This window comes from Myxococcus sp. AM011, from assembly GCF_013372595.1.
Taxonomy (GTDB): domain Bacteria; phylum Myxococcota; class Myxococcia; order Myxococcales; family Myxococcaceae; genus Myxococcus; species Myxococcus eversor.
Genome location: NZ_JABXEM010000093.1, coordinates 1 through 20,528, shown reverse-complemented (window position 1 = coordinate 20,528; position 20,528 = coordinate 1). Strand labels below are relative to the sequence as shown.

Genomic DNA, 20,528 nt, shown 5'->3' with positions numbered 1-20,528 from the left:
ATGAGCGGCGGAACATGAAGGACCTGGACGCCATCCTCCGCGCTCGCGCGCACTCGCGAGGCCCCTGGGTACTGGCCACGGTGGTCGCCGTGTCCGGTTCGTCGTACCGCAAGCCCGGCGCCCGGATGTTGATGGGCGAGGACGGCTGGCTCGCGGGCGGCGTGAGCGGCGGATGCCTGGAGGCCGACATCGTCCGCAAGGCGTTCTTCTGGACGAGCACCGGGCCGCGCGTGCTGCGCTACGACTCGACGGGCGAAGGCGCCGAGGACGAAGGAAGCTTCTCCTTCGCGCTCGGCTGCAATGGAGTCGTGGACGTCCTGCTGGAGCGCTGCGAGCCGGGCCCCGTGGATGCACTCGCGTTCGCGGCCGAGGCCCGGAACCTGGGACGCCGCGCGGTGGTGGCCACCGTGTATCAGGGGCCGACCCACGCCGTGGGTGCTCGACTGCTGCTGCGCGATGACGGGCTGGAGGCCGGGCACATCGCGGGCCCCCTGGGTGACGCTGTTCGCGAGGCCGCCCTCGAAGCGCTGGAAGTGGGCCGCACCTGGAGCGGGCCGTGCGGCGGGGCCGATGTGCTGGTGGAGGTGGTGGAGCCGCCTCATTCGCTGGTGCTCTTCGGAAGCGGCTTCGATGTGGCCCCTGTGGTGACCCAGGCCGCGGGGCTGGGATGGCGGGTGACAGTCGTCGCCGACCGCCCCACGGAGACACTGCGGCGTCGCTTCCCCCTGGCGCACGCGGTGGTGTCCGCGAAGGCGCGCGATGCCGCGGCGACCGTGCCGCTGTCTCCCCGGACGCTGGCGGTGTTGATGACGCACAGCCTGCCCCAGGACCAGGAGCTGCTGGCGGGCCTGCTGCCACGCGCCTTTCGCTACCTGGGTGTGCTGGGGCCTCGCTCTCGCACGGACAGGCTGCTCGCCGCGCTCCCCTCCACGCCCGGCGCGGCGATGCAGGAGAAGCTCCACGCGCCAGTCGGCTTGGACCTGGGCGCGGAGGGGGCGGAGGAGATTGCCCTCTCCATCGTCGCCGAGCTTCAGGCCGTCGTCGCCGACCGCGAAGGCGGGAAGCTGCGCGAACGACAGGCCCCCATCCACACGGCGGCGACGCCTCCCGTGCGGAAGCTCGCGTGACGGGAGATTCGAAACCGGGCGCTCCCGTCCCAGCGGGCGCGGACAGGCACGAGGAGCAATCGCATCCACGGACACGCCTCTCGTCGGCCGCCGTTACTCCACCACGCACGACCGAGCGCGAGCAGCAGTCGCCGCCACGGACAAGCCTCGACTCAGCCGCCGCGGGCACTGAGAGCGAACAACGGGCAGCGCTTGACGCCCATGACGCGGCCTCCCGCTCGGACGACTGTGTAACCGGACAAGGCGCTCCAGATGTGGGCGACCCCGCCCTCACTCGCACGACGGGGGATGAGGTGTTGCTGGCGGCAGGCGATTCCTCTCGCCTCGGGCATCCCAAGCAGCTCATCGGCCACACTCGCACGACGGTGGGTGTGGTGTTGCTGGCGGCGGGCGGCTCCTCTCGCCTCGGGCATCCCAAGCAGCTCGTCGTCCACGAAGGAAAGACGCTGATTCGTCGCGCCGCGGAGGCAGGCCTGTCCCTCGGTGGGCCCGTGGTCGTCGTCCTGGGTGCTCACCGGGAGGCCATCGCCTCGGAGCTGAGCGGACTCCCCGTTCGACTCGTGGTGCATCCCGACTGGGCGCTCGGGCCGGGCGGCTCACTGACGGCGGGACTCGCTGCGCTGCTCTCGGCACCCGAGGCCCTCACGCCCGCCGTGGACGCCGTGCTCGTCATGCTGTGCGATCAACTCCGCGTCGGCGCCGCTCACCTGAAAGCACTCGTGGCCACGTGGCGCGACACCGGTGCTCCCGTCGTCGCCTCCGAGTACGACGGAACGCGCGGAGTGCCTGCCCTGTTCGCTCGCTCCGTGTTCGACGAACTGGCGTCACTCTCCCCCGAGCAGGGGGCGCGCGGTGTGATTGCCCATCAGCCCTCGCGCGTCGTCACCGTCCCACTTCCAGGTGGCGACGAGGACGTGGACACACCCTCCGACCTGGCCCGCCTGAAGTCACCAGACTGAATTCCAAGGATGGAGGTGCCTACGCCACCCTCGTGAGCCAGGCCTCCGCATCCCCCGCTCTTACAGTCGCCCGCTGTTCAACCTATGCTGTCCCGTCGCGGCAGGTGGAGCGCGGCGCGCATCCGCTGTCGACACCGGGGGAGGCCTCATGCAGGGGAAGGACAAGGAGACACTCGTCAAGGTGGGCGTGCTCGTCCCCATCGGCATCCTGCTCGCCCTGACCACCATCGGCATCGTCATCGGACTGGCCGGGTGGCTCCTCAAGTACGGACTCATCGCCCTCGGCATCTACGTCGTCTTCGTGCTGACGCCGCGCTGGCTGCACGGTGGCAAGAAGCAGCGCGACCTCTCCGAAGCGGACCAGCTCACCGCGTCCTCGCGCGAGAAGACCGAGCGGCTCGAGGACATCGACCCCGCCGTCGCCCTCGCCCGCTTCAAGGCGGAGCATCAGGCGGAGCTCCAGCAGCCAGCCCCGCCGCCTCGCAAGCCGTGAAGATGGCGGCCTCGACAACGACGCCGCCCCCGCGTCGGTACGCCATCATCCGTATGAGCGCGGCGACGTGAGGACCCTGGTCCGGAGACACGGAGCGTTGTTGTGGCTCCTCGCCGCGCTGTCGATGCTCGTGCTCTTTCCCCGCATCATCGACGTGCTCAAGGCGCTGGAGCACGAGCCCGTGGAGTTGAAGCCGGGCGCGCTCCTCGTCTCCCGGCCCGGTCGCGTGTCGGGCGCCTTCGACGAGACGGTGGTGTTGCTGCTGGATGCGGGCCCGGCGCGGAGCACCTGGGGACTGGTCCTCAACCGCGTGCGCACCCACCAGAACCAACCTCTTCCCGAAGGCGTGGACCGCTGGGGTGGCCCGGTCAGCACCGGACATCGCACCACGCTCACGCTGGCCAACCCACCACCCGAGGGAGCCCAGCCTCTGCTCACTGGCCTGTCCTGGTACGAGGGAAGCCGTGAGCCCCGCCTGCCCGTCGGCAGCTCGCTCACCTTCGAGGGCCTGTCGGTCTGGGCGCCCGGACAGCTCGAGGAGGAGCTCGCCCGAGGAGGCTGGTGGGTCACCGAAGCCCACGCGACGGACGTCTTCACCGCTCCGGGCTCGCTGTGGGTGGAGCACGCTGCTCGACACCTGTGAGGGCGTGACGCACCCACGCCTCCTCCGCCGGAACAGCCCCGCTCATGGGGCACATGGACTTCGTCCAGTCTGGATTCGTCGTCCTTCGGACACTGCTGCAATGCGGCGAAGTCGGTACGGCTTGGGATGGACATGCCCCGTGGCTACCTCCCTGGGGCCCCACGCCTGTCCCCGCCGGTGTCCCCATGCGCCTACTCCGTTCCGCTCCCTCGTCCCGCCTTTTCTCCATCCTGGCGTTGGCCACCGCTCTGGCCTCCGCGTCGGCCCAGGCTCAGCCCGCTGCCACTCCGCTGGAAGACAACCGCCGCATCACCCTGGGCTACATCGAACTCGCCTATGAGGTGGGCGCGGTGCTGGACCCGACGCTCCAACCCGGTGGCGCCAGCGCCGTGCGACCCAACTGGTTCACCTTCGCGCCCCATGCGTCACAGACAGGTGGCGAAGGCATGCTGGGCACGGCCATCGCCCGGCGCGTCATCGCCGCCGCGCGCGGACAGCCCTCCTTGTCCGTCCTTCATGCGCTCCAGCGCGTGGGACTCGACGCCCAGCTCCGCGTCGCGCCGGAGCAACTGGGGTTGGAGTTGGTGTTGCGCGGACTGCCCATCGACGTGGCCGCCTCGCTCGCCTCGCTCATCACCTCCCTCAACAGCGCGGCGCTGCTCGACGTGCGCACGCTGACCGCCACCGCCGCGCGCTTCGCCGCGCTCTACTGGAGTGCTCCGGGCTTCTGGCCGCTCGACAAGGCGGAGAGCATCGTCGTGACGCTGGAGCGCACGCTCCACGAGGGCAACCTCGCCATCTTCAATGACATCGGCGGCTCGGGTCAGCTGTACATGGACTGGCGCGCGGGAGCGGGCGCGGTGACGCCGGAGCGCGTGCTCGCGGAGTTCACGCTGGTGGACGCGGTGCCCGCGCAGGCCTCGCAGGCCTATGCCTACGCGCTGGCGCACGCGAACGACGTCCCGCGTCCCTACCTGTTCGACCAGGTCTTCCCGGGCATGCACTACAAGAGCCTGCTGGTGGCCGCCTTCGCCCTCTACGAGAAGGCCCGCGTGGCCCCGACGGCGGCAGCACGCGACGCGCTGGTGGCCATGGGCAACAACTACATCGCCTGGCGCGAGCAGCACGACATGGCCCAGCCTGTCTTCTCGCCTTCGGTGCAGCAGCCGGACGAGGTGTCGCGTGTCGCGCTGCTCCAGATTCTCACCCCGCTGCTGCGCACGGAGTTCGGCACGGTGGTCTGGAACTACGCCGACTATGCGTACAGCCAGCCGGACCGCGATGGAAATCCCCTGACGTCGCCGCCCACCGAGTACAACTGGGCCCTCTTCCCGGACCGGTGGAACGGCATCCTCTACGCCTTCGACCAGGCGTACCTCCAGCCCACGGGCCTGTGGGTCATGCCGACGCCCATCGAGGACCCGACCGCGCTTTCAGGCGGGTCCTGAGTCGCATGTCCCGCCCTCCGCGCGGAGCCAGCCGGAAGAGGGGCCGAGGCAAGGGTCGGTGGATGGCCCGGCGTGCCGACGCAGGGCCGCGTCACGATTCTCCAACCGGAGGAGGCGACTTGACGCATTTGGAGCGTCAGGGGACGGTTCAGGTCTACATGAACTCCGCGCCGTCCCCCGTGTCTGGCCCCCCGAAAGACACCTCACACGACACGCGAGTGTTGCCTGCCGTCGCCGCCGACGAAGCCGGGCTCTCCGCCGATGCGCGCCTGTGTGTGCTGCGCGAGATGATGAGTGAGGCGTTCCTCTCTCTCGACGCCCAGGGGCGCATTCGCGAGGTCAACGGCCGCGCCGCAGCGCTGCTGGGCCTCCCCGCCGACCAGCTCCGAGGCCAGGAGCCCTGGGTCGCGGAGCCCGCGCTGGCGGGCACCTCGCTGCATGAGCGGCTGATGACCGCGCTCGCCACCCGCGAGGGAGGACGCTTCCTGGCGGAGCTGCCCTCGCGCACCTGGCTGGACGTGAATGTCCAGGTGGTGGGCGAGGAGACGTGGGTGCTCGCCGCCGACATCACCCGCCGCCAGCGCGCGGAGAACGAGGTGGCCCGGACCGAGGAGCGCTTCCGTCAGCTCGGCGAGCGTTTCCAGGTCGCCCTGGACTCGGCGCAGATGGCCGTCTGGGAGACGAACCTGGCCACCGGACAGGTGTTCCGCTCGGAGGGGCATGACCGGCTCTACGGCTATCCCCATCCGCTGGCGGAGTGGACCCACGAGCGCTTCATCGAGTCGCTTCACCCCGACGACCGCCCCGGAGTCCAGGCGCAACTGGATGACATCTTCGCCGGCAAGATGGATTCGTACACCTCCACCTTCCGGACGTACTGGCCGGACGGTACGTGGCACTGGCTCACCAGCCGGGCCCGGGTGCTGCGCGACGCGACGGGCAAGGTGGTGGTCTTCCGGGGCGCCATCCTGGACATCACCGCTCTGAAGGAGACGGAGTCCGCGCTCCAGGAGGCGGTGCGCACGCGCGACGACTTCCTCTCGCTCGCCAGCCACGAGCTGCGCACGCCGCTGACGTCGCTGCGCCTCCAGGCCCAGTTGCTGCAACGCATGGGGGAGAACACGCCCATGGAGACGCTCGGCGCCCCCAAGGTCCAGGCGAAGCTGGGGGCCACCGAGCGGCAACTGCGTCGGCTGAGCGCGCTGGTGGACAACCTGCTGGATGTCAGCCGCATCCGGACCGGCAAGCTGGACTTCCACTTCACCGAGGGAGACCTCGCGGCCGTCGTCGGCGACCTCGTCGCGCGCTTCACCGACGAGGCCCGTCACATGGGCGTGCAGCTCAACGCCTCGGTGGAGGGGCCGATGATGGGCCGCTTCGACCGGCTGCGGATGGAGCAGGTGGTGAGCAACCTCCTGTCCAACGCCCTGCGCTACGGCTCCGGCAATCCGGTGCACCTCTCGCTCACGCGCTACGGCGGCACCCTGCGGCTCCAAGTCAGAGACAGCGGCCAGGGCGTCCCGGAGAAGGACCGCGAGCGCATCTTCGAGCGCTTCACCCAGGGCGACAACGCGCAGCGGACCGGGGGCATGGGGCTGGGCCTCTACATCGTCCGGCAGATTGTCGAGGCGCACGGCGGGCACATCCGCGTGGAGGATTCGCCCGGCGGTGGCGCGACCTTCGTGGTGGACCTGCCGCTCTAGCTCGCGCCGGGCTCGTCGCGCACGAAGGCGAAGCCCCGAGGCACCTCGAGCCGATAGCCCGGGTCCTCGAACACGAGGCGCGCGCCGGTGCCCTCCAGCATCTCCCGCAGGTGGCGCACGTGGACGCGCAGCGCGTTGTCGTGCAGGCGCGGGTCATGGTCCGCCTCCCACATGGCCCGCACGCACGCCTCCTTCGACAACGTGCGCCCCGGCTGCCGGGCCAGCGCGTACAGCAGGCGGCGAGGAAGCACGCGCTTCGCCAGAGAGACAGTCTGTCCTCCAGCGCGCAGCGCATGGTCCCTGGCGTCCAGCACCACGGCGTTGGACGCGGCGGCGGGTGCTTCGACGGCGAGGTGGGAGCCATCGGACGTCACCACCCGCAGCGAGGCGAGCGTGCGCGCCAGCTCCGGAATCAGCTCCGGGTCCGCCGCGCCTTCCGACGCGGAGCGCGCCGCCGCCTCCAGTGAAGTCCGGGCCTCGTTCGCGCGCTCGGAGAGCCGGTGCAAAAGGGCCCGGGACAGGTGGGCCAGCGCGCGCTCCAGCGCGTAGTCCTCTCCTCGCGCCAGGGGCTCCAGCGAGGCCAGCAGTCCCTCGGCGCGCACGCTGTCACCCGCGGTCGCCGCGGCCAGCGCCGCCAGGGCCCGCTGCCGGGCCGCCACGCCCGGGCGCACCTCGCGAGGCTCCACGGCGGAGGGCCGCTCCACCTGTCGCAGCACGTCCGAGGAACGGGCGGCCTCGGCGGCGCGAGCCAGTCCCTCGGCGCCGCGAGCGCGTGCATCCGCCGCCGCCTCATCCAGCAGCGCCAGCCCCTCCGCGCGACGCCCCAGTTCCAGCAGCATCCGGCCCGCGCAGACGCGGGAGAGGTGGTGGATGAAGAGATAGCCCCCCTGCTCCGCCCGGCCGGCCACCTCTCGCAGTCCGGCCAGCGCGGCGCGACGCTCCCCCCGCTCTCCGAGCACCAGCGCGGCGATGCAGTCCAGCTCCAGCGCGAGCCTCGGCGCGCCCAGCTCTCCCAGCCGCTCGCGCGCGCCATCCAGCGCGGCCTGGGCCTGCGTGAAGCGCCCCAGCCGACTGAGGATGCCCGCGGACATCGCGGCCACCAGCGGCCCGCGCGAGTTGAGCGGCGCGCCCTCCAGCAAGGACAGACACTGGCTCAGCGGCTCCTCGAGCCCCTCGTCCCGCCCTTCAATCCAGCACATCAGCGCGCGGGCATAGGCGCACCAGCCGAGTACGCGTTTGTCCTCGGATGCGGCGCACGCGGCGTCCAGCATCTCCAGGGACTCGTCCAGCCGGCCCTGGAAGAAGCGCAGCGCGGCCCAGGCGAGCAACTGCTGGAGGAAGACCTCCGCGTCGCGCGGCATGGGCATGGCCGTCAGCGTCCGCTCGCACGCGTCCAGCTCCAACGAGAAGAGGGCCACCCGCACCAGCACCGTGCCCACCTGCTCGCGCAGCGCCGCGTCCGCTTCGTCCCCGAGCGAGGCGCGCAGCGCCAGCAGCTCCGAATAGGCACGGCGCAAGTCCAACAGCCGAACCTGGGCCCGCGCCCTGGCCAGCCCCACGTCCGGCGTGCGCGGCATGGGCGGCAGCGAGCCCAGCAACGTCAGCAGCTCACCGGCCGCGCCCTGCCGCACGAGCGCCTCCGCCTGCTCGACGATGAAGGCCCGACGCTGCTCATGGCGCCCCAGGGCCTGGAGATGGCGGCACATCGCGCGCACCCTCACCACCTCCGGCAGCGGCTCGCGCTCGAGCAGACGCAGGAGCGCCTCGTGCGCGGCGCGCGCCTCGTCGGCATCCAGCAGCGTCTGGAACGCCTCGCGCACCAGGTCATGCACGCCGTGGCGACCGCGCGCATCCGTCTCCACGAGGAGCCGCGCACCCAGCCTTCGCAGCGCCTCGCTGGCGGCCTCCCCGGGCAGCACCTCGCGCAGGGCCGAGGCGGGCAGCGGCAGCTCCGACAGGGACAGCACGGCCGCCACGTGTCGCTCGTCTGGAGGCAGCGCGGCGAGGGCCGCCCGCACAGGCTCCTCCACATCCGCGTCATTCGCGTGCGCGCGGCGAAGCAGGAACGGCACGCCTCGCGAGCGGGCCCACGCGGCGGCGAAGCCCTCCCGGGAGCCGTACAGCGTGTCCAACTGACGCCACAGCAGCTTCGCCGCGGCCTCCGGCAACCCATCCAACCGCAGCTCGAAGCGGTCGGGGCTCGCGGCATGGCGCGGCACCTCCTCGCGCGAAGTCGCCAGCAGCGCGCCATGGCGCAGCCGCCCGCCGAGCCCCTCCACCAGCGCCAACCGCTCCTCCGGCCTCAACACGTGCAGGTCATCCAGGACGAACAAGGCCCGGCGCGCTTCCAGCTCCCGCGCCAGATCCTCCAGCCGCGAGTCGTCCGACAAGGCCTGCGCCACCGGGGCCTCGCGCAAGAGGCGCCGCGCGTCGTCGACCACCGCGTCCAGCGTGTCGCCGGGAGCGATTCGGCGGTGGACGACGGGCCCTCGATGCTTCGCCGCCACGGCCGCCACCAGCGCGGACTTGCCCACGCCCGGCAGGCCATAGACGACGCCGGTGCGCACCTTCCGCATCAGCGTGCCCAGCCGCTGGAGCTCCTGCTTGCGCCCCACGAAGACGGCGGGCGGCCCCAGCCCTCGCGGCGTGACGGCCCGCGTGCCCTCCTCACGCGACACGCGGCTCGCTCTCACGGCCGTGCCCGCGGCGCGCCTGCGCCGACTGCGGTGGGAGGGCGTTCCGGTGGGCATGGGCGACCTCGGGCCGGCTCAGGAAACGCCCCCTGCACACCGCGCTCGCTTGCCCTCACGCAGGGTGAGAAGCGTCGGATGCAGCGTCTCGGGGCTCACCGCGCGGCCAGGTCTCATGTACCCCAGCCTGACATACCCTCGGGTCCTATCCCTATGTCCGCCCATGGACAGGTGAGGGCCCGCGCCTACGCGGAATCCACCCACCCTGTGGGGCAACCCCAGACATCGTGTGTTTCAGGGTCACTCCGATTTTTCACAATTTGTCGCCCTCCGAGAAGGAATTGGCGCGCGAAGAGAAACAACTCGAAGTGAATTCGCGCATCATTCTCCAGCTTCCCGATGGCCAGAGAGCAAGCAGCCTCACCTGGTCAGCGCGCCATTGGGTTTTCCGTCCGGAGGGCGCTCCGATGTGGATTGAGACCATCATCATGCCCCGGGAAGAGCGAGGGCCCCGAGCGGCCCCGCCCCCCCGAGACAGGCGGGCTGTCCTGCATGCCGCGGGAGAGGAGAACCGTGCCTTGCGGGACGCGGTGACGGGCTTCCTGAGCGCGCACCATCTGCTGGGTGCGGTGAAGTGGATGAGCGAGCCGGGCTTCCTTCCCCTCATCACGCTCCACTGTACGGAGCGGGCGCTGGAGAAACTGCGCGAGGCGGCGGAGTTCGCCGTCGGTTGCGCGTCACCCGTGGATGCCTATCAGCCGCTGACCCGCACGGAGCCAGAGCTGTCCACGGAGTCGGTGTCCATGGGCGTGCCCGTCTTCGCCCGCTACCCCTGACGTCGCGGCGCCGTCTCCGGCGCCCACCCCTCACGCCTGGGCCGTCGCCGCGTCCGACTCCAGGAGGAACGCGCCCAGCTCCAGCACGCGCTCCGCCACCCGCGCCGCATCGCTCGCGGAGGTGAAGAGCCAGGTGAGGGCCTCCTCCGAGGACTCCGCGCCAGCCATCCGCCGCACCCACTCGGGCGCGCCGTCCTCTCCAGGCGGGTGTCCTTCCTCGGCGGCCCGCAGCCAGTCACGAGCGCCCTGACGAAGCCGCTCGGCCTCGTCCGCCGTGAAGACGAGCGCCGCCGTGTCGCCATGCGCCGCCGTCCTCGGGTGCACCCGGCGCAGCGCCTGTACGAGCTGGTGGGCCACGCCCGTCAACGTGACTTCGTGGAGCTGGCTGCTCGTGTCCCCCACCTCGCCCCGGCTGCGCAGGACGACGTTGCCCATGAGCGCGGTGTAGTGGAAGGCCTCGCGTCCGGTCTTCTCGTCGGTGGTGAAGACACTGGCCTCCCGGCCGAGCCACGTCTGCGTGCGCTCCGCGCCCACGAAGCGGGCCTCCCCCACCGCGACCTGGAGCGTCGCCATGGAGACGCCGCGCGCCTCGCATACCGCTTCGGAGAGCATGCCGGTGGCGAGGAACTGGTGGTACGCCGCCAGCGCCTCCCACTGGGTGACGTCGAAGTCCACCTGCCACCCGGACCAGCGCAGGACGTCCCCCACGATGCCCGGACTCGCGGCGGCGCCCCCCACGCCGCGCGCGAAGTCCTCGAGCACCGACAGCATCCCCGCGGGGCCGACGAGGACACGGACGGTGCGAGCATCCCCCGCGCGAGAGACCCATGACAGCCCTCCCGCGCGCGCGGCGACGTCCGACGCCCACGCCACACCCACCGGCGATTCCCCCGGACCGCCCCAATCCCCTCGCATCGGCTTCCCCCTGAAGTGAACGCTTGAGGGAGTTGTCTTCCAAACCGGGGCGGAGGTGGAATTAAACCGAGTTAAATCCGCGCCCGCGCCACGGGCCTCGCGTCAGGCGAAGTGCTCGCGGAAGGCGCGCAGGTTGGGCCCGTCTCCGCCCCGCTCGTACACCGCGAACACCACGCGCTTGAAGGCGCCGGGCAGCGCCGCCAGCGCGAGCGAGAAGGCGCTGGCCGCCTCCGCCGGCTCGTTGCGGAAGACGCCGCACCCCCACGCGCCCAGGACGAGGACCTCGTGCCCATGGTGCGCCGCCACCTGGAGCACCTTCAGCGCCCGCGCTCGCAATACGGCGTGGACCTGGGGACGCACCTGGGGGTCCACGCGGAGCGCCTGGCCGGCATTGGGCGCGGGCGCGGTGAGCACGGAGAGACAGAAGGGCTGCTCCATCAACTCCAGCGAGTCGTTCCGGAAGAACGGCACGTCCGGCGAGTAGATGAGGTGGTCGGTGTACAGCATCGAGCGCTCGGCCCGGTTCGAGTCGTAGTAGTCCCGCTGCGACAGGAGGCACGGGTAGAGCGCCGAGCAACGTGCCAGGTCCTCCTCCTGCGCCTTCGCGCCGCCCAGGAAGCCACCTCCGACGTTCTTCGCGGAGGCGAAGTTGAGCGCGGCGACCCGCGTCTCGCCCTCTTGCTCCACCAGGCGCCGCGCGGCCTGTCCCGTCTTCTCGCTCGTGACTTCCAGGCGAGGCACCCGGGGCTCCAGGCCCCGCTCGCGAACGGAGAGCCGCTCGAAGTCGCCGGGGCGATACAGCACCGTCCCGCTCACGGCGCGCTCCACCAGGTTTCCCATCGAGACGTGCCGCCCGGAGGGCGTGACATACGTCCCCTGCTCCGCGATTCGCACCGTCTGCCGCGCCAGCTCCTTCAACGACATGACCCGCTCCTGACAGACCTCCGCCGCGAGACGGCGGCGAGGCTTCGTGTACAATAAACACGAACATGCCAGCCTGTCCTGACATTCGCCGCGCACGAAGGCCGCGCGAGCCGCCGGCCCAGGGGAGCAACCCGGGCCGGCGGTGACGACGGGTGCTACTCGCAGCCGACGCGCTGGGTGCGGCTGACCACCAGGTTGTCGATCCACGTCTCGGAGGCGGACGGTCCCTGGGGATGCACGAAGCCGTAGCCCACGAAGAAGTTGTTGAAGGAGCGCATGCCGATGTCGGTGAAGTCGTGGGCCAGCGAGCCATCCACGTAGACGCGCGCGTTGCCGTGGGTGCTCGACGCGGTGGGGCGGCGAACCTCCCACTCCAGACACACCCAGCGGCCAGCGGCCATGCCCAGGGTGACGGGCGGCCCCTGCCGGTTCCAACCCTGCCCCGCACGGGCGGACCAGTCATCGAGCGCGAAGCCCGTGTCGCGGATGACCTGAAGCTCGATGCCGCCGAAGTCCGAGTCCCTGTCGGAGAAGAGCACGAAATAGGTGCCCATCTGCCCCTGGTCGCCGGGGAAGGACTTCATGAAGACGTGCGCGCGCACGAAGAGCTGCGTCTCGAACGCGGGGATGGTCCGCATCCATCGGGCAATCGCCTCGCCCTCGCCCTGCTTCTCGTCGATGCCGTCCTCCGTCACCACGTGCAGCGAGCGCGTGCCGGTGTGCGGCTTGGTGCCGTCCGCCTCGATGGTGGAGTGCGTGTGCGCGACATCCCAGCCCGAGGAGCCGTTCTCGAACGTCTCGCAGATGAGCGCGCCGGACGGGCAGGTCGCGGTGCCCGTGCCGCCGTCGCTCGGGTTGCCACCGGCGTCGGTGCCCGAGTCGGTGGGAGTGGAGCCGCCATCCTGGGAGCCGGAGTCGGGCTTGTCGTCGTCATCACCGGAGCACGCCGGCATCACGCCCCACGCCAGCAACGCGACGGGCAACAACAGAGTGACTTTGAAGCGCATAGGGTCCTTCCAGGTCGGGCCAGGGCCCGGCCGAGTCTGAGCGAAAGAACTACCACTCCGAGCATGGCCCCGGCAGCGGGGCCCCTCGGACCCAGGAGCCAGGCAACCTGCCAGGCCCGGCCTCTCGAAAGGGTGGAATCCCTCCTCGGGAAGGTGCACAACTGCGCGCGCGTCGAACCCCACACGTGAGGAATCCGCTCCCATGAAGCTCTTCTACTCGTCCGGTGCCTGTTCGCTGTCCCCGCACATCGTCCTGCGTGAGGCGGGCCTGAAGTTCGACATCGAGAAGGTCGACCTGCGCTCCAAGAAGACCGAGACCGGCGCGGACTTCTTCGCCGTGAATCCCAAGGGCTATGTCCCCGCCCTCCAGCTCGACAACGGCGCGGTGCTGACCGAGGGCCCCGCCATCGTCCAGTACCTCGCGGACCAGGCGCCCGAGGCGAAGCTGGCCCCGGCCAACGGCAGCCTGGAGCGCTACCAGCTCCAGGAGATGCTCAACTTCATCGGCACCGAAATCCACAAGTCCTTCGGCCCCCTCTTCAACCCGGCGTTTCCGGACGAGGGGAAGAAGATCTCCAGGGACCGGCTCGCCACGCGCTTCAAGACGCTGGACGCGCTGCTCTCCAAGCAGTCCTTCCTCATGGGTGAGCAGTTCACCGTGGCGGACGCGTACCTCTTCACCGTGCTGAACTGGACCAAGCCCATGCAGTTGGACATGGAGCCGTTCCCGGCGGTGATGGCCTACCACGCGCGCGTCGGTGCTCGCCCGAACGTGCAGGCCGCGCTGGTCGCCGAAGGCCTCGTGAAGTGATTCCGGCCTTCGTCAAGCTGCTCGTCTCGGACCTGACGCGTTCGCTCGCGTTCTACGAGGCGCTCGGCTTCGAGCGGACCCAGGCGGAGCCGCCCTTCGTCCGCCTCCAGTGGGCGGGCGCGGTGGACGTCTACCTCGTCGCGCCTCCGACCCAGTTGCAGTTGGAAGGTCGGCGGGGACTGGGCGTGCTCGTGGGCTTCCGCGTCGAAGGACAAAGCGGCCTGGACGAGCTGCTCCTGCGGGCGCAGGCGCAGGGGGCCGTGGTGGAGGGCCCCGCCATCCAGCCCTGGCACACCCGGGAGGTCATCGTCACCGACCCGGACGGCTACCGGCTCAACTTCATCGAGCCCGCGTAGCGCCGCCGGACCTGGAGGGCTTGCAGAGGCCCTCCAGGAGCAGGTCGAACAAGGACCCGCCTCGGCGACGAGCCACGAGCCCTTCCACGCTCGCCTGGGTCCTGCTTCTCGGGGAGGCCCGTCCGCTCCCCGGTCAGGCGCGGGAGGCCCTCCAGGGTGGATGCGGCACGTCGCCCTTCCCCAGGTGTACGGTGAATCGTCCTCTGGCCCGCATGGGCCACGCCCGCGCTTCACGATGTCTTCCCGCGTCGCCTCACTCCTCGACCACGTCCGCGCGCATGCGGAGAACCGGCCCGGCATCTACCGGATGCTGGGGCCCTCGGGCGAGGTGCTCTACGTGGGCAAGTCCGTGCGGGTGCGCTCGCGGCTGCTCTCCTATTTTCGCGCGGAGCCCGGCGACAAGGCGGCGGACATCATCGCCCACGCGCATCAGGTGGAGTGGGAGCACACGCCCAGCGAGTTCGCCGCGCTGCTGCGCGAGCTGCGCCTCATCAAGTTCCACCGCCCGCTCTACAACGTGGAGCACAAGCGGGACAGGGGCCACTGCTTCCTGCATCTCACCCGGGAGGCCGTGCCCCGCCTGCACGTCGTGGGGCGCGTCACCGGCGCGAGTGGCGACTACTACGGCCCCTTCCAGGGACAGGGCGCCGTCTCCGACGTGGTGCGCGCGGTGAACGACTTGCTCGAGCTGCGGGACTGCGCGGCGGACACGCCCATGCGCCTGGCCAACCAGGGGCAGCTCTTCCCGCTGAAGCAGGAGCCCCTGTGCATGCGCGGCCAGCTCTCCCGCTGCCTCGCGCCCTGTGCCGGCGGCTGCACCCATGAGGAGTACGACGCCCGCATCGCCCAGGCCCGCGCCTTCCTGGAGGGCACCTCCGACGTCCCCCTCACCCTGCTGCACGAACGCATGGCCCTGGCCGCCCGGCGCCTCCAGTTCGAGTACGCGGCGGAGCTGAGGGACCGCGCGGAGCGCCTGAAGAACCTCCGCGAGTGGATGGTCTCCCTGGGCCGGACGATGAAGCGACTGTCGTTCGTGTACACGGTGCCGGGCCACGCCGGAGAGGACCGCGTCTACATCCTGCGCCGGGGCAGCGTGCGAGACGAGCGAGCCGCGCCGCGCACGCCCGAGGAGCGCGAGGCCCTGGAGGCTCGCGCCCGCGAAATCCTCGAGCGCCCGGAGCCCGAGACGCTCGGCCTGCGCGCCCACGAGGCCCAGGAGGTGATGCTCATCGCCCGCTGGTTCCACCTCCACCCCGAGCAGTTGGAGCAGGCCTCACCAGCGCCTCCCGCGTGAGCCGCGCGTCCTCACCGACTCCTATGTCCGCGTAGGACTCCACGCGGGGATGATGCGCGCCGCGCCGGCGGGTACGTCCACGTCGCATGGCGAGCGCGCGTCAGGGCCACCGGGTATGACTGCACCCATTTCCTTCAAGGGAGGATGGGACATGAAAGCCAGGCTCTCGATAGCCACCCTCGTGGCCGGCCTGCTCGCGTCGTCGGCCGCGTGGGCCGCCGTCACCGTGCGCTACTACAACCGCGACTCGCGCGACTACACATGGACAGCGGTGTGCAGCGGCGTGCGGACCACCGTCTCGTTCGGCAAGAGCCAGACGGCCTCCGTCACCATCCAGGGTGCGCGCCCCTGCACCATCCAGACGGACGGGGGCAACGTCGTCCTCAAGGGCGGCGAGGACCTGGACATCAAGGATGGCCGCATCATCGTGAAGTAGACGAACCTGCATCCAGGCCAGATTCCTCGATATTTATCTCAAATCACCCGGAATTTAGCCCTGCTCCATGCCCTATAAGACTCCTGGGCGTTGAATCTGGCCCACATCGGCCCCATACTGCATTGCGTCAGTCTTCCTTGGGGTGACGCGATGAAGAAGTGGTTGGCACTGGCCCTGCTGGTGGGAGTGGGCGTGGCGGGCATGTTCGTGACGCCGGCGGCGCAGGTGAAGCAGGGGGGCCCCATCAACCCGGCGGACACGGCGTGGATCCTCACCGCGACGGCGCTGGTGCTGTTGATGACGCCGGGCTTGTCGTTCTTCTACGGCGGCATGGTGCGGCTGAAGAACGTCGTGTCCACGCTGCTGCAGAGCTACATCGCCATGGCGGTCATCAGCCTGCTCTGGGTGGTGGTGGGCTTCAGCCTCTGCTTCGGTGACAGCCTCCACGGCTTCATCGGCGACCCGCGGACGTTCTTCATGTTCAGCGGCGTGGGTGGGGAGACGCACCCGGACCTGGCCCCCACCATTCCTCTGCTGCTGTTCGCGCTGTTCCAGCTCAAGTTCGCCATCATCACCCCGGCGCTCATCACCGGAGCCTTCGCGGAGCGGGTGCGCTTCAAGGCGTACGTGCTCTTCATGGTGCTCTTCACGCTGGTCATCTACGCGCCGCTGGCGCACATGACGTGGCACCCGCAGGGCTTCCTGCGCCAGTTGGGCGTGCTGGACTTCGCGGGCGGCACGGTGGTGCACATGTCCGCGGGCTTCGCGGCGCTGGCGGGCGCGCTGGTGCTGGGGCGTCGGCAGGTGCATCTGGAGAACGCGTCGCACACGCCGGCCAACCTGCCCTTCGTGATGCTGGGCACGGGCATGCTGTGGTTCGGCTGGTTCGGCTTCAACGCGGGCTCGGCGCTGTCCGCCTCGTCGCTGGCGACGCTGGCCTTCGCCACCACCAACACGGCGTCCGCGGCGGCGATGCTGGGCTGGATTGCCTTCGACTGGCTGCGCAACCGCAAGCCGAGCGCGATGGGCGCGTGCGTGGGCGCGGTGGTGGGCCTGGTCGCGGTGACGCCGGCCGCGGGCTTCATCACCGTGGGGCAGAGCATCATGGTGGGCCTGGTCGCCAGCTTCGTGAGCAACGCGGCGGTGCACTTCAAGAGCCGCACGTCCATCGACGACACGCTGGACGTCTTCCCCTGCCACGGCCTGGGCGGCGTGGTCGGCATGGTGCTCACCGGCGTGCTGGCCAAGGACGTGGGGCTCATCCACGGCGAGACGAAGACGTTCTTCATGCACATGGTGGCGCTCGCGCTGGTGTCCGCCTTCTCGTTCATCGGCTCGTACCTGCTCTACAAGCTGGTGGACCGAATCGTCCCGCTGCGCGTCACCCGCGAGCAGGAGGAGCAGGGGCTCGACTTGAGCCAGCACGGCGAGACGATGGGCGAGTCGACCATTCTCCCCGCGCCGCACGCCGCCTCCAGCGAAGCTCCGGCCACGCCTCCGGTGACCGCGGCGACGCAGGGCTCCACGGCTCCGCTGCCCGCTTGAGCGGAGCGAGCGCGCAGGCCCCTTGCTCACAGGCGTGGCGAGGGGCCCGCGCACGTCTACCGCAACACCTTCGAGCTGCTCGGCACGCGGAGCTTCTGACGGTGCGACCGGACGCGTGTCGGCCCGCGTCACCCGCGGACGCTGCAATCGAAGTCCGGTTCGGACGATAAGGAGGCCATGAAGACTTCCGGACGACTCAGCGGCACCGCGCTTCCCAGGGCCTTCGCGCTCGCCGCCCTGCTCGTGGCGGCCTCCGCTTCCGCCTCCGCCATCCGAGGCGTGGGCTACCGCGAGCTGGCCATGAAGGACCCGGTGAACGGCGGGCCCCTGCGCGGCGTGGTGCTCTATCCCGCAACCCAGCCCTCCAAGCCCATCCCCATGGACCTGCTCCAGCTCGACGCGAGCAAGGACCTGCCGCCCGTCTCCGGACGCCATCCGCTGGTGCTCATCTCGCACGGCCACATGGGCACGCGATGGGGACACAGCGACCTGGCGTCGGCGCTCGCGCGCAAGGGCTACGTCGTCGCCTCGCTGGACCACGCGGGCAACACGCATGGTGACGGCGCTCGCTCGGGCACGGACGAGGTGTTCCTGGGACGCGCGTGGCAGGTGCGGACGCTGTTGGACTCGGTGCTCGCGGACGCGACGCTCGGCCCGCTCGTGGACCCGGCGCGCGTGGGTGCCATGGGATTCTCCATGGGTGGCTACACGGTGCTCCTGCTCGGGGGCGCGTCACCGGACTTCGGTAAGCTCGGGCCCTACTGCGAAGAGGCCGCGCACGCGAAGAGCGTCCTGTGCACCGAGATGAAGGTCGTGCGCGCCGTCCGTCCCGAGCTGCGCGGCGGAACCCATGAGCCGCGCATCCGCTCCCTCTTCGTCATGGCGCCCGTGGGCGTCTTCTTCGACGGGGCCGGACTGAAGGACGTGAAGGTGCCCGTCCGGTTGTACTCGGCGGAGCAGGACGAGGTGCTCGACGGCGCCGCCCAGGCCATCCGGGTCCGCGACGCACTGCCCCAGCCTCCCGAGTACACGCAGGTGCCCAAGGCCGGGCACTTCGTGTTTCTGGCGCCGTGCCGACCGGAGATGGCGAAGCACACCCCGGAGATTTGCGTGGACCCGCCGGGGGTGGACCGCGTGAAGCTGCACCGCCAGCTCGGCCAGGACGCCGAGCGCTTCTTCAGCCGCACCCTCGCGAGCCCCGCGAAGGCGCCCTGACGCTCAGCTCCCCTTCTTCGCCGCGGGAGCGCGACCCTTGCGCGCGCCACCGCGCGGCGCGGGGGTCTCCGGCATGGGCCCGGTGTTGGGCGAGGTGGCCTCGCCCTCGGTCGCCTTCGTCCGGCGCTTGATTCGACGCGGCGGAAGCAGCTCCGGCTCTCCCGGCACCTTCTGCGCGAGGAAGATGGCGGCGTCGAGCTTGTAGAACGTCCGCGCCCGGTACCACGCCAGCGCGGCCTCGTTGTTCTCCGCCACCTCCAGCACCAGGTGCGTGCAGCCTCGCGTGCGGGCCAGATGCTGGAGCTGATCCAACATGAAGCTGCCCACCCCGCGCCCCTGGTAATCCGGGTGCACCGCGAGCTCCTCCACGAAGAGGGGCCGCATGCCGCGCTTCTCGAACCAGCGGGGGTTCACCCAGTTGTCGTCGCCGGTGGCCTCGAAGGCGCACTCGGAGTAGCCGACGATGACCCCGTCCACCTCGTAGAGCAGCTGCTCAATCCACTCGGAGGTGTAGACCTCCATGAAGCGGCGCTTGGAGCGGGGGCGCTGGTACTCGACCGTCTCGCGGTTGACGTCGCGGAAGACGAGCTTGAGGAACTCCCAGGTCCGGTTGAGGTCCCGGCGATGGATGCGGCGGACGCGGACCTCGAGCAAGTCCTTGGGGGGCGCGACTTTCGTCATACAGGCTGCCTCCTTAGCAGGCTGGCGGAAAGCCACCAGGGGTTCTCACCGCCCAAGAGGGCCTCCGTCCGGAATCCCGCCTCGTGAGGGTTGCTAGAGGGTGGGGTGGGAGGATGGAATGGGGAGGAACACCCCTGAGAATCCCGTGCGAGCCACAGCCCCATGAATCGACCGTCCGACGGTGACCTGTCCATCGATACGGTCCTGCGCAATACCTACAAGGTCCTCTCCATCCTGGGGCGAGGAGGAATGGGCTCGGTGTACCTGGCCCAACACCTGCGCCTCCCGGGCAAGCAGGTCGCGGTGAAGGTGCTGCGCGGTGGAGACCACCTCACCGCCGAAATCTTCGCGCGCTTCCGCCGGGAGGCGGAGATTGCCTCCCGGCTGGGCCACCCCAACATCGTCGAGGTGCTCGACTACGACACGCTGGAGGACGGCACCCCGTTCCTGGTGTTGGAGTTCCTGCGCGGAGAGAGCCTCCAGTCCCGACTGGAGCGCGGGCGGCTGCCGCTGCACGACGTCTACTCCTTCACGCGGCAGATGGGCTCGGCGCTCCAGGCCGCCCACGGCGCGGGCATCGTCCACCGCGACTTGAAGCCGGCCAACGTCTTCCTGGTGCCCACGGACTCCGGAGGCGTGGTGGGCGAGCGGCTCAAGCTGCTCGACTTCGGCATCTCCAAGGTCCTCGACTCCGGCACGGTGCAGACGCAGGAGGCGATGCTCATCGGCACGCCGCAGTACATGTCGCCCGAGCAGGCCCAGGGCAGGAATCGCGAGATTGACGCCCGCACGGACATCTTCGCGATGGGCTGCATCGTCTACGAGATGATGACGGGCACGCCCGCGTTCGGCGCGGGGGGCATCGCCCAGATGATCTTCCGCGTCGTCTACGAGCCGGCGGCGCCGCTCGCTCCGCTGTGTCCGGAGGCCCCGGCCCACGCCATCGCCGCCGTGGACAAGGCCCTGTCCAAGCGCATCGAGGACCGCTACCCGGACATCGCCTCCTTCGTGGAGGACCTGACCGGCAGCCCTCTGCACACGCTCAGCCCGGCCGCGGGCTCCCACTCCGGGCAGCCGCGCCACACCGGCTCGCCGTCCGGAATCGCCCTGCCCTCCGAGGGCCCGCCCTCGCTGTCCAACACGCTGGCGCCTGGCAGCGGACGCAAGGGCCCCGACACGGGCCGCGAGGGCTTCGAGGACACCATGGCCCCGGGCAGCAGCGGGAGCATGGGCATCGTCCCGCCCGCCGCGCCCGTGGGGTTCGCCGCGGGAGGCACCGGGCAGATGGGGCTCGTCCAGCCCGCGGGGTTCGCCGCCGGGGGCACCGGACAGATGGGGCTCGCCCAGCCCGCCTCACCTCGGGCCGCGCCCTTGATGGACCCTCCGGGGTTGGACCCCACGCTCATCTCCCAGCAGGCGCCGGCCCTGCCGCCGCCCGTCGCGCC

At 70.5% G+C, this 20,528-nt stretch carries 19 protein-coding genes; 14 read left to right on the top strand and 5 right to left on the bottom strand.

The window, feature by feature from the left end; genetic code table 11:
- Positions 1-14 precede the first annotated feature (14 nt).
- The 6 genes from HUW62_RS20500 to HUW62_RS20475 all read left to right on the top strand — a co-directional run bounded on the left by HUW62_RS20500 (position 15) and on the right by HUW62_RS20475 (position 6,373).
- Entirely contained in the window at positions 15-1,127 is a 1,113-nt protein-coding gene (locus HUW62_RS20500; protein WP_163870373.1) for an XdhC/CoxI family protein, read from the top strand.
- Between the two features lie 365 nt (positions 1,128-1,492).
- Entirely contained in the window at positions 1,493-2,086 is a 594-nt protein-coding gene (locus HUW62_RS20495; protein WP_176435386.1) for a nucleotidyltransferase family protein, read from the top strand.
- A gap of 148 nt (positions 2,087-2,234) precedes the next feature.
- Entirely contained in the window at positions 2,235-2,579 is a 345-nt protein-coding gene (locus tag HUW62_RS20490; protein ID WP_176435376.1) for a hypothetical protein, read from the top strand.
- Between the two features lie 67 nt (positions 2,580-2,646).
- Positions 2,647-3,222 carry a YqgE/AlgH family protein gene (locus tag HUW62_RS20485; protein WP_163870371.1) on the top strand — a complete coding sequence of 192 codons (576 nt, stop codon included), beginning with the start codon at positions 2,647-2,649 and terminating at the stop codon, positions 3,220-3,222.
- A gap of 185 nt (positions 3,223-3,407) precedes the next feature.
- Positions 3,408-4,670 (top strand): hypothetical protein, encoded by a 1,263-nt coding sequence (locus HUW62_RS20480; RefSeq protein ID WP_163870370.1) that lies wholly within the window; start codon positions 3,408-3,410, stop codon positions 4,668-4,670.
- Between the two features lie 218 nt (positions 4,671-4,888).
- Positions 4,889-6,373 carry an ATP-binding protein gene (locus tag HUW62_RS20475; RefSeq protein ID WP_368670445.1) on the top strand — a complete coding sequence of 495 codons (1,485 nt, stop codon included), beginning with the start codon at positions 4,889-4,891 and terminating at the stop codon, positions 6,371-6,373.
- Here the strand turns inward: HUW62_RS20475 and HUW62_RS20470 are convergent.
- Positions 6,370-9,123 carry a winged helix-turn-helix domain-containing protein gene (locus HUW62_RS20470; protein ID WP_163870368.1) on the bottom strand — a complete coding sequence of 918 codons (2,754 nt, stop codon included), beginning with the start codon at positions 9,121-9,123 and terminating at the stop codon, positions 6,370-6,372. The two genes, HUW62_RS20475 and HUW62_RS20470, sit on opposite strands and share 4 nt — an antisense overlap.
- A 518-nt stretch (positions 9,124-9,641) precedes the next feature.
- On the opposite strand from HUW62_RS20470, the gene HUW62_RS20465 reads away from it, so the two are divergent.
- Positions 9,642-9,899, top strand: coding sequence for a hypothetical protein (locus HUW62_RS20465; RefSeq protein ID WP_240357100.1), 258 nt, complete (start codon positions 9,642-9,644; stop codon positions 9,897-9,899).
- Positions 9,900-9,929: 30 nt separating this feature from the next.
- On the opposite strand, the gene HUW62_RS20460 is transcribed toward HUW62_RS20465, so the two are convergent.
- From HUW62_RS20460 to HUW62_RS20450, 3 genes are all read right to left on the bottom strand, one after another.
- Positions 9,930-10,778: a hypothetical protein gene (locus tag HUW62_RS20460; RefSeq protein WP_163870366.1), complete on the bottom strand. Its 849-nt coding sequence runs from the start codon at positions 10,776-10,778 to the stop codon at positions 9,930-9,932.
- A gap of 138 nt (positions 10,779-10,916) precedes the next feature.
- Positions 10,917-11,738, bottom strand: coding sequence for a TIGR02452 family protein (locus HUW62_RS20455; RefSeq protein WP_163870365.1), 822 nt, complete (start codon positions 11,736-11,738; stop codon positions 10,917-10,919).
- A 155-nt stretch (positions 11,739-11,893) separates the two neighbouring features.
- Positions 11,894-12,745 carry a hypothetical protein gene (locus HUW62_RS20450; RefSeq protein ID WP_176435374.1) on the bottom strand — a complete coding sequence of 284 codons (852 nt, stop codon included), beginning with the start codon at positions 12,743-12,745 and terminating at the stop codon, positions 11,894-11,896.
- Between the two features lie 202 nt (positions 12,746-12,947).
- Here HUW62_RS20450 and gstA point away from each other — a divergent pair, with 202 nt between their 5' ends.
- From gstA to HUW62_RS20420, 6 genes are all read left to right on the top strand, one after another.
- The gene (gstA, locus tag HUW62_RS20445; RefSeq protein ID WP_163870363.1) at positions 12,948-13,556 is read left to right on the top strand and encodes a glutathione transferase GstA; all 609 of its coding nucleotides are present in this window, start codon (positions 12,948-12,950) and stop codon (positions 13,554-13,556) included.
- Positions 13,553-13,912 (top strand): VOC family protein, encoded by a 360-nt coding sequence (locus HUW62_RS20440; RefSeq protein ID WP_163870362.1) that lies wholly within the window; start codon positions 13,553-13,555, stop codon positions 13,910-13,912. The genes gstA and HUW62_RS20440 overlap by 4 nt, the downstream gene beginning before the upstream one ends.
- A gap of 235 nt (positions 13,913-14,147) precedes the next feature.
- Complete coding sequence (locus HUW62_RS20435; RefSeq protein ID WP_163870361.1) at positions 14,148-15,206, top strand: UvrB/UvrC motif-containing protein; 1,059 nt, start codon at positions 14,148-14,150, stop codon at positions 15,204-15,206.
- Between the two features lie 151 nt (positions 15,207-15,357).
- Positions 15,358-15,642, top strand: a complete 285-nt coding sequence (locus tag HUW62_RS20430; protein ID WP_176435373.1) for a hypothetical protein — start codon at positions 15,358-15,360, stop codon at positions 15,640-15,642.
- Positions 15,643-15,792: 150 nt separating this feature from the next.
- Positions 15,793-17,187: an ammonium transporter gene (locus tag HUW62_RS20425; RefSeq protein ID WP_163870359.1), complete on the top strand. Its 1,395-nt coding sequence runs from the start codon at positions 15,793-15,795 to the stop codon at positions 17,185-17,187.
- 177 nt (positions 17,188-17,364) lie between these two features.
- Positions 17,365-18,402, top strand: coding sequence for a hypothetical protein (locus HUW62_RS20420; RefSeq protein WP_176435372.1), 1,038 nt, complete (start codon positions 17,365-17,367; stop codon positions 18,400-18,402).
- Between the two features lie 3 nt (positions 18,403-18,405).
- Here the strand turns inward: HUW62_RS20420 and HUW62_RS20415 are convergent, their stop codons facing one another.
- A complete protein-coding gene (locus HUW62_RS20415; protein ID WP_163870357.1) occupies positions 18,406-19,083 on the bottom strand; it encodes a GNAT family N-acetyltransferase in 678 nt (225 codons plus the stop codon).
- A gap of 162 nt (positions 19,084-19,245) precedes the next feature.
- Here HUW62_RS20415 and HUW62_RS20410 point away from each other — a divergent pair.
- Positions 19,246-20,528, top strand: a 1,283-nt coding sequence (locus HUW62_RS20410; protein ID WP_176435371.1) for a serine/threonine-protein kinase, incomplete at its 3' end; no start/stop codon positions are given.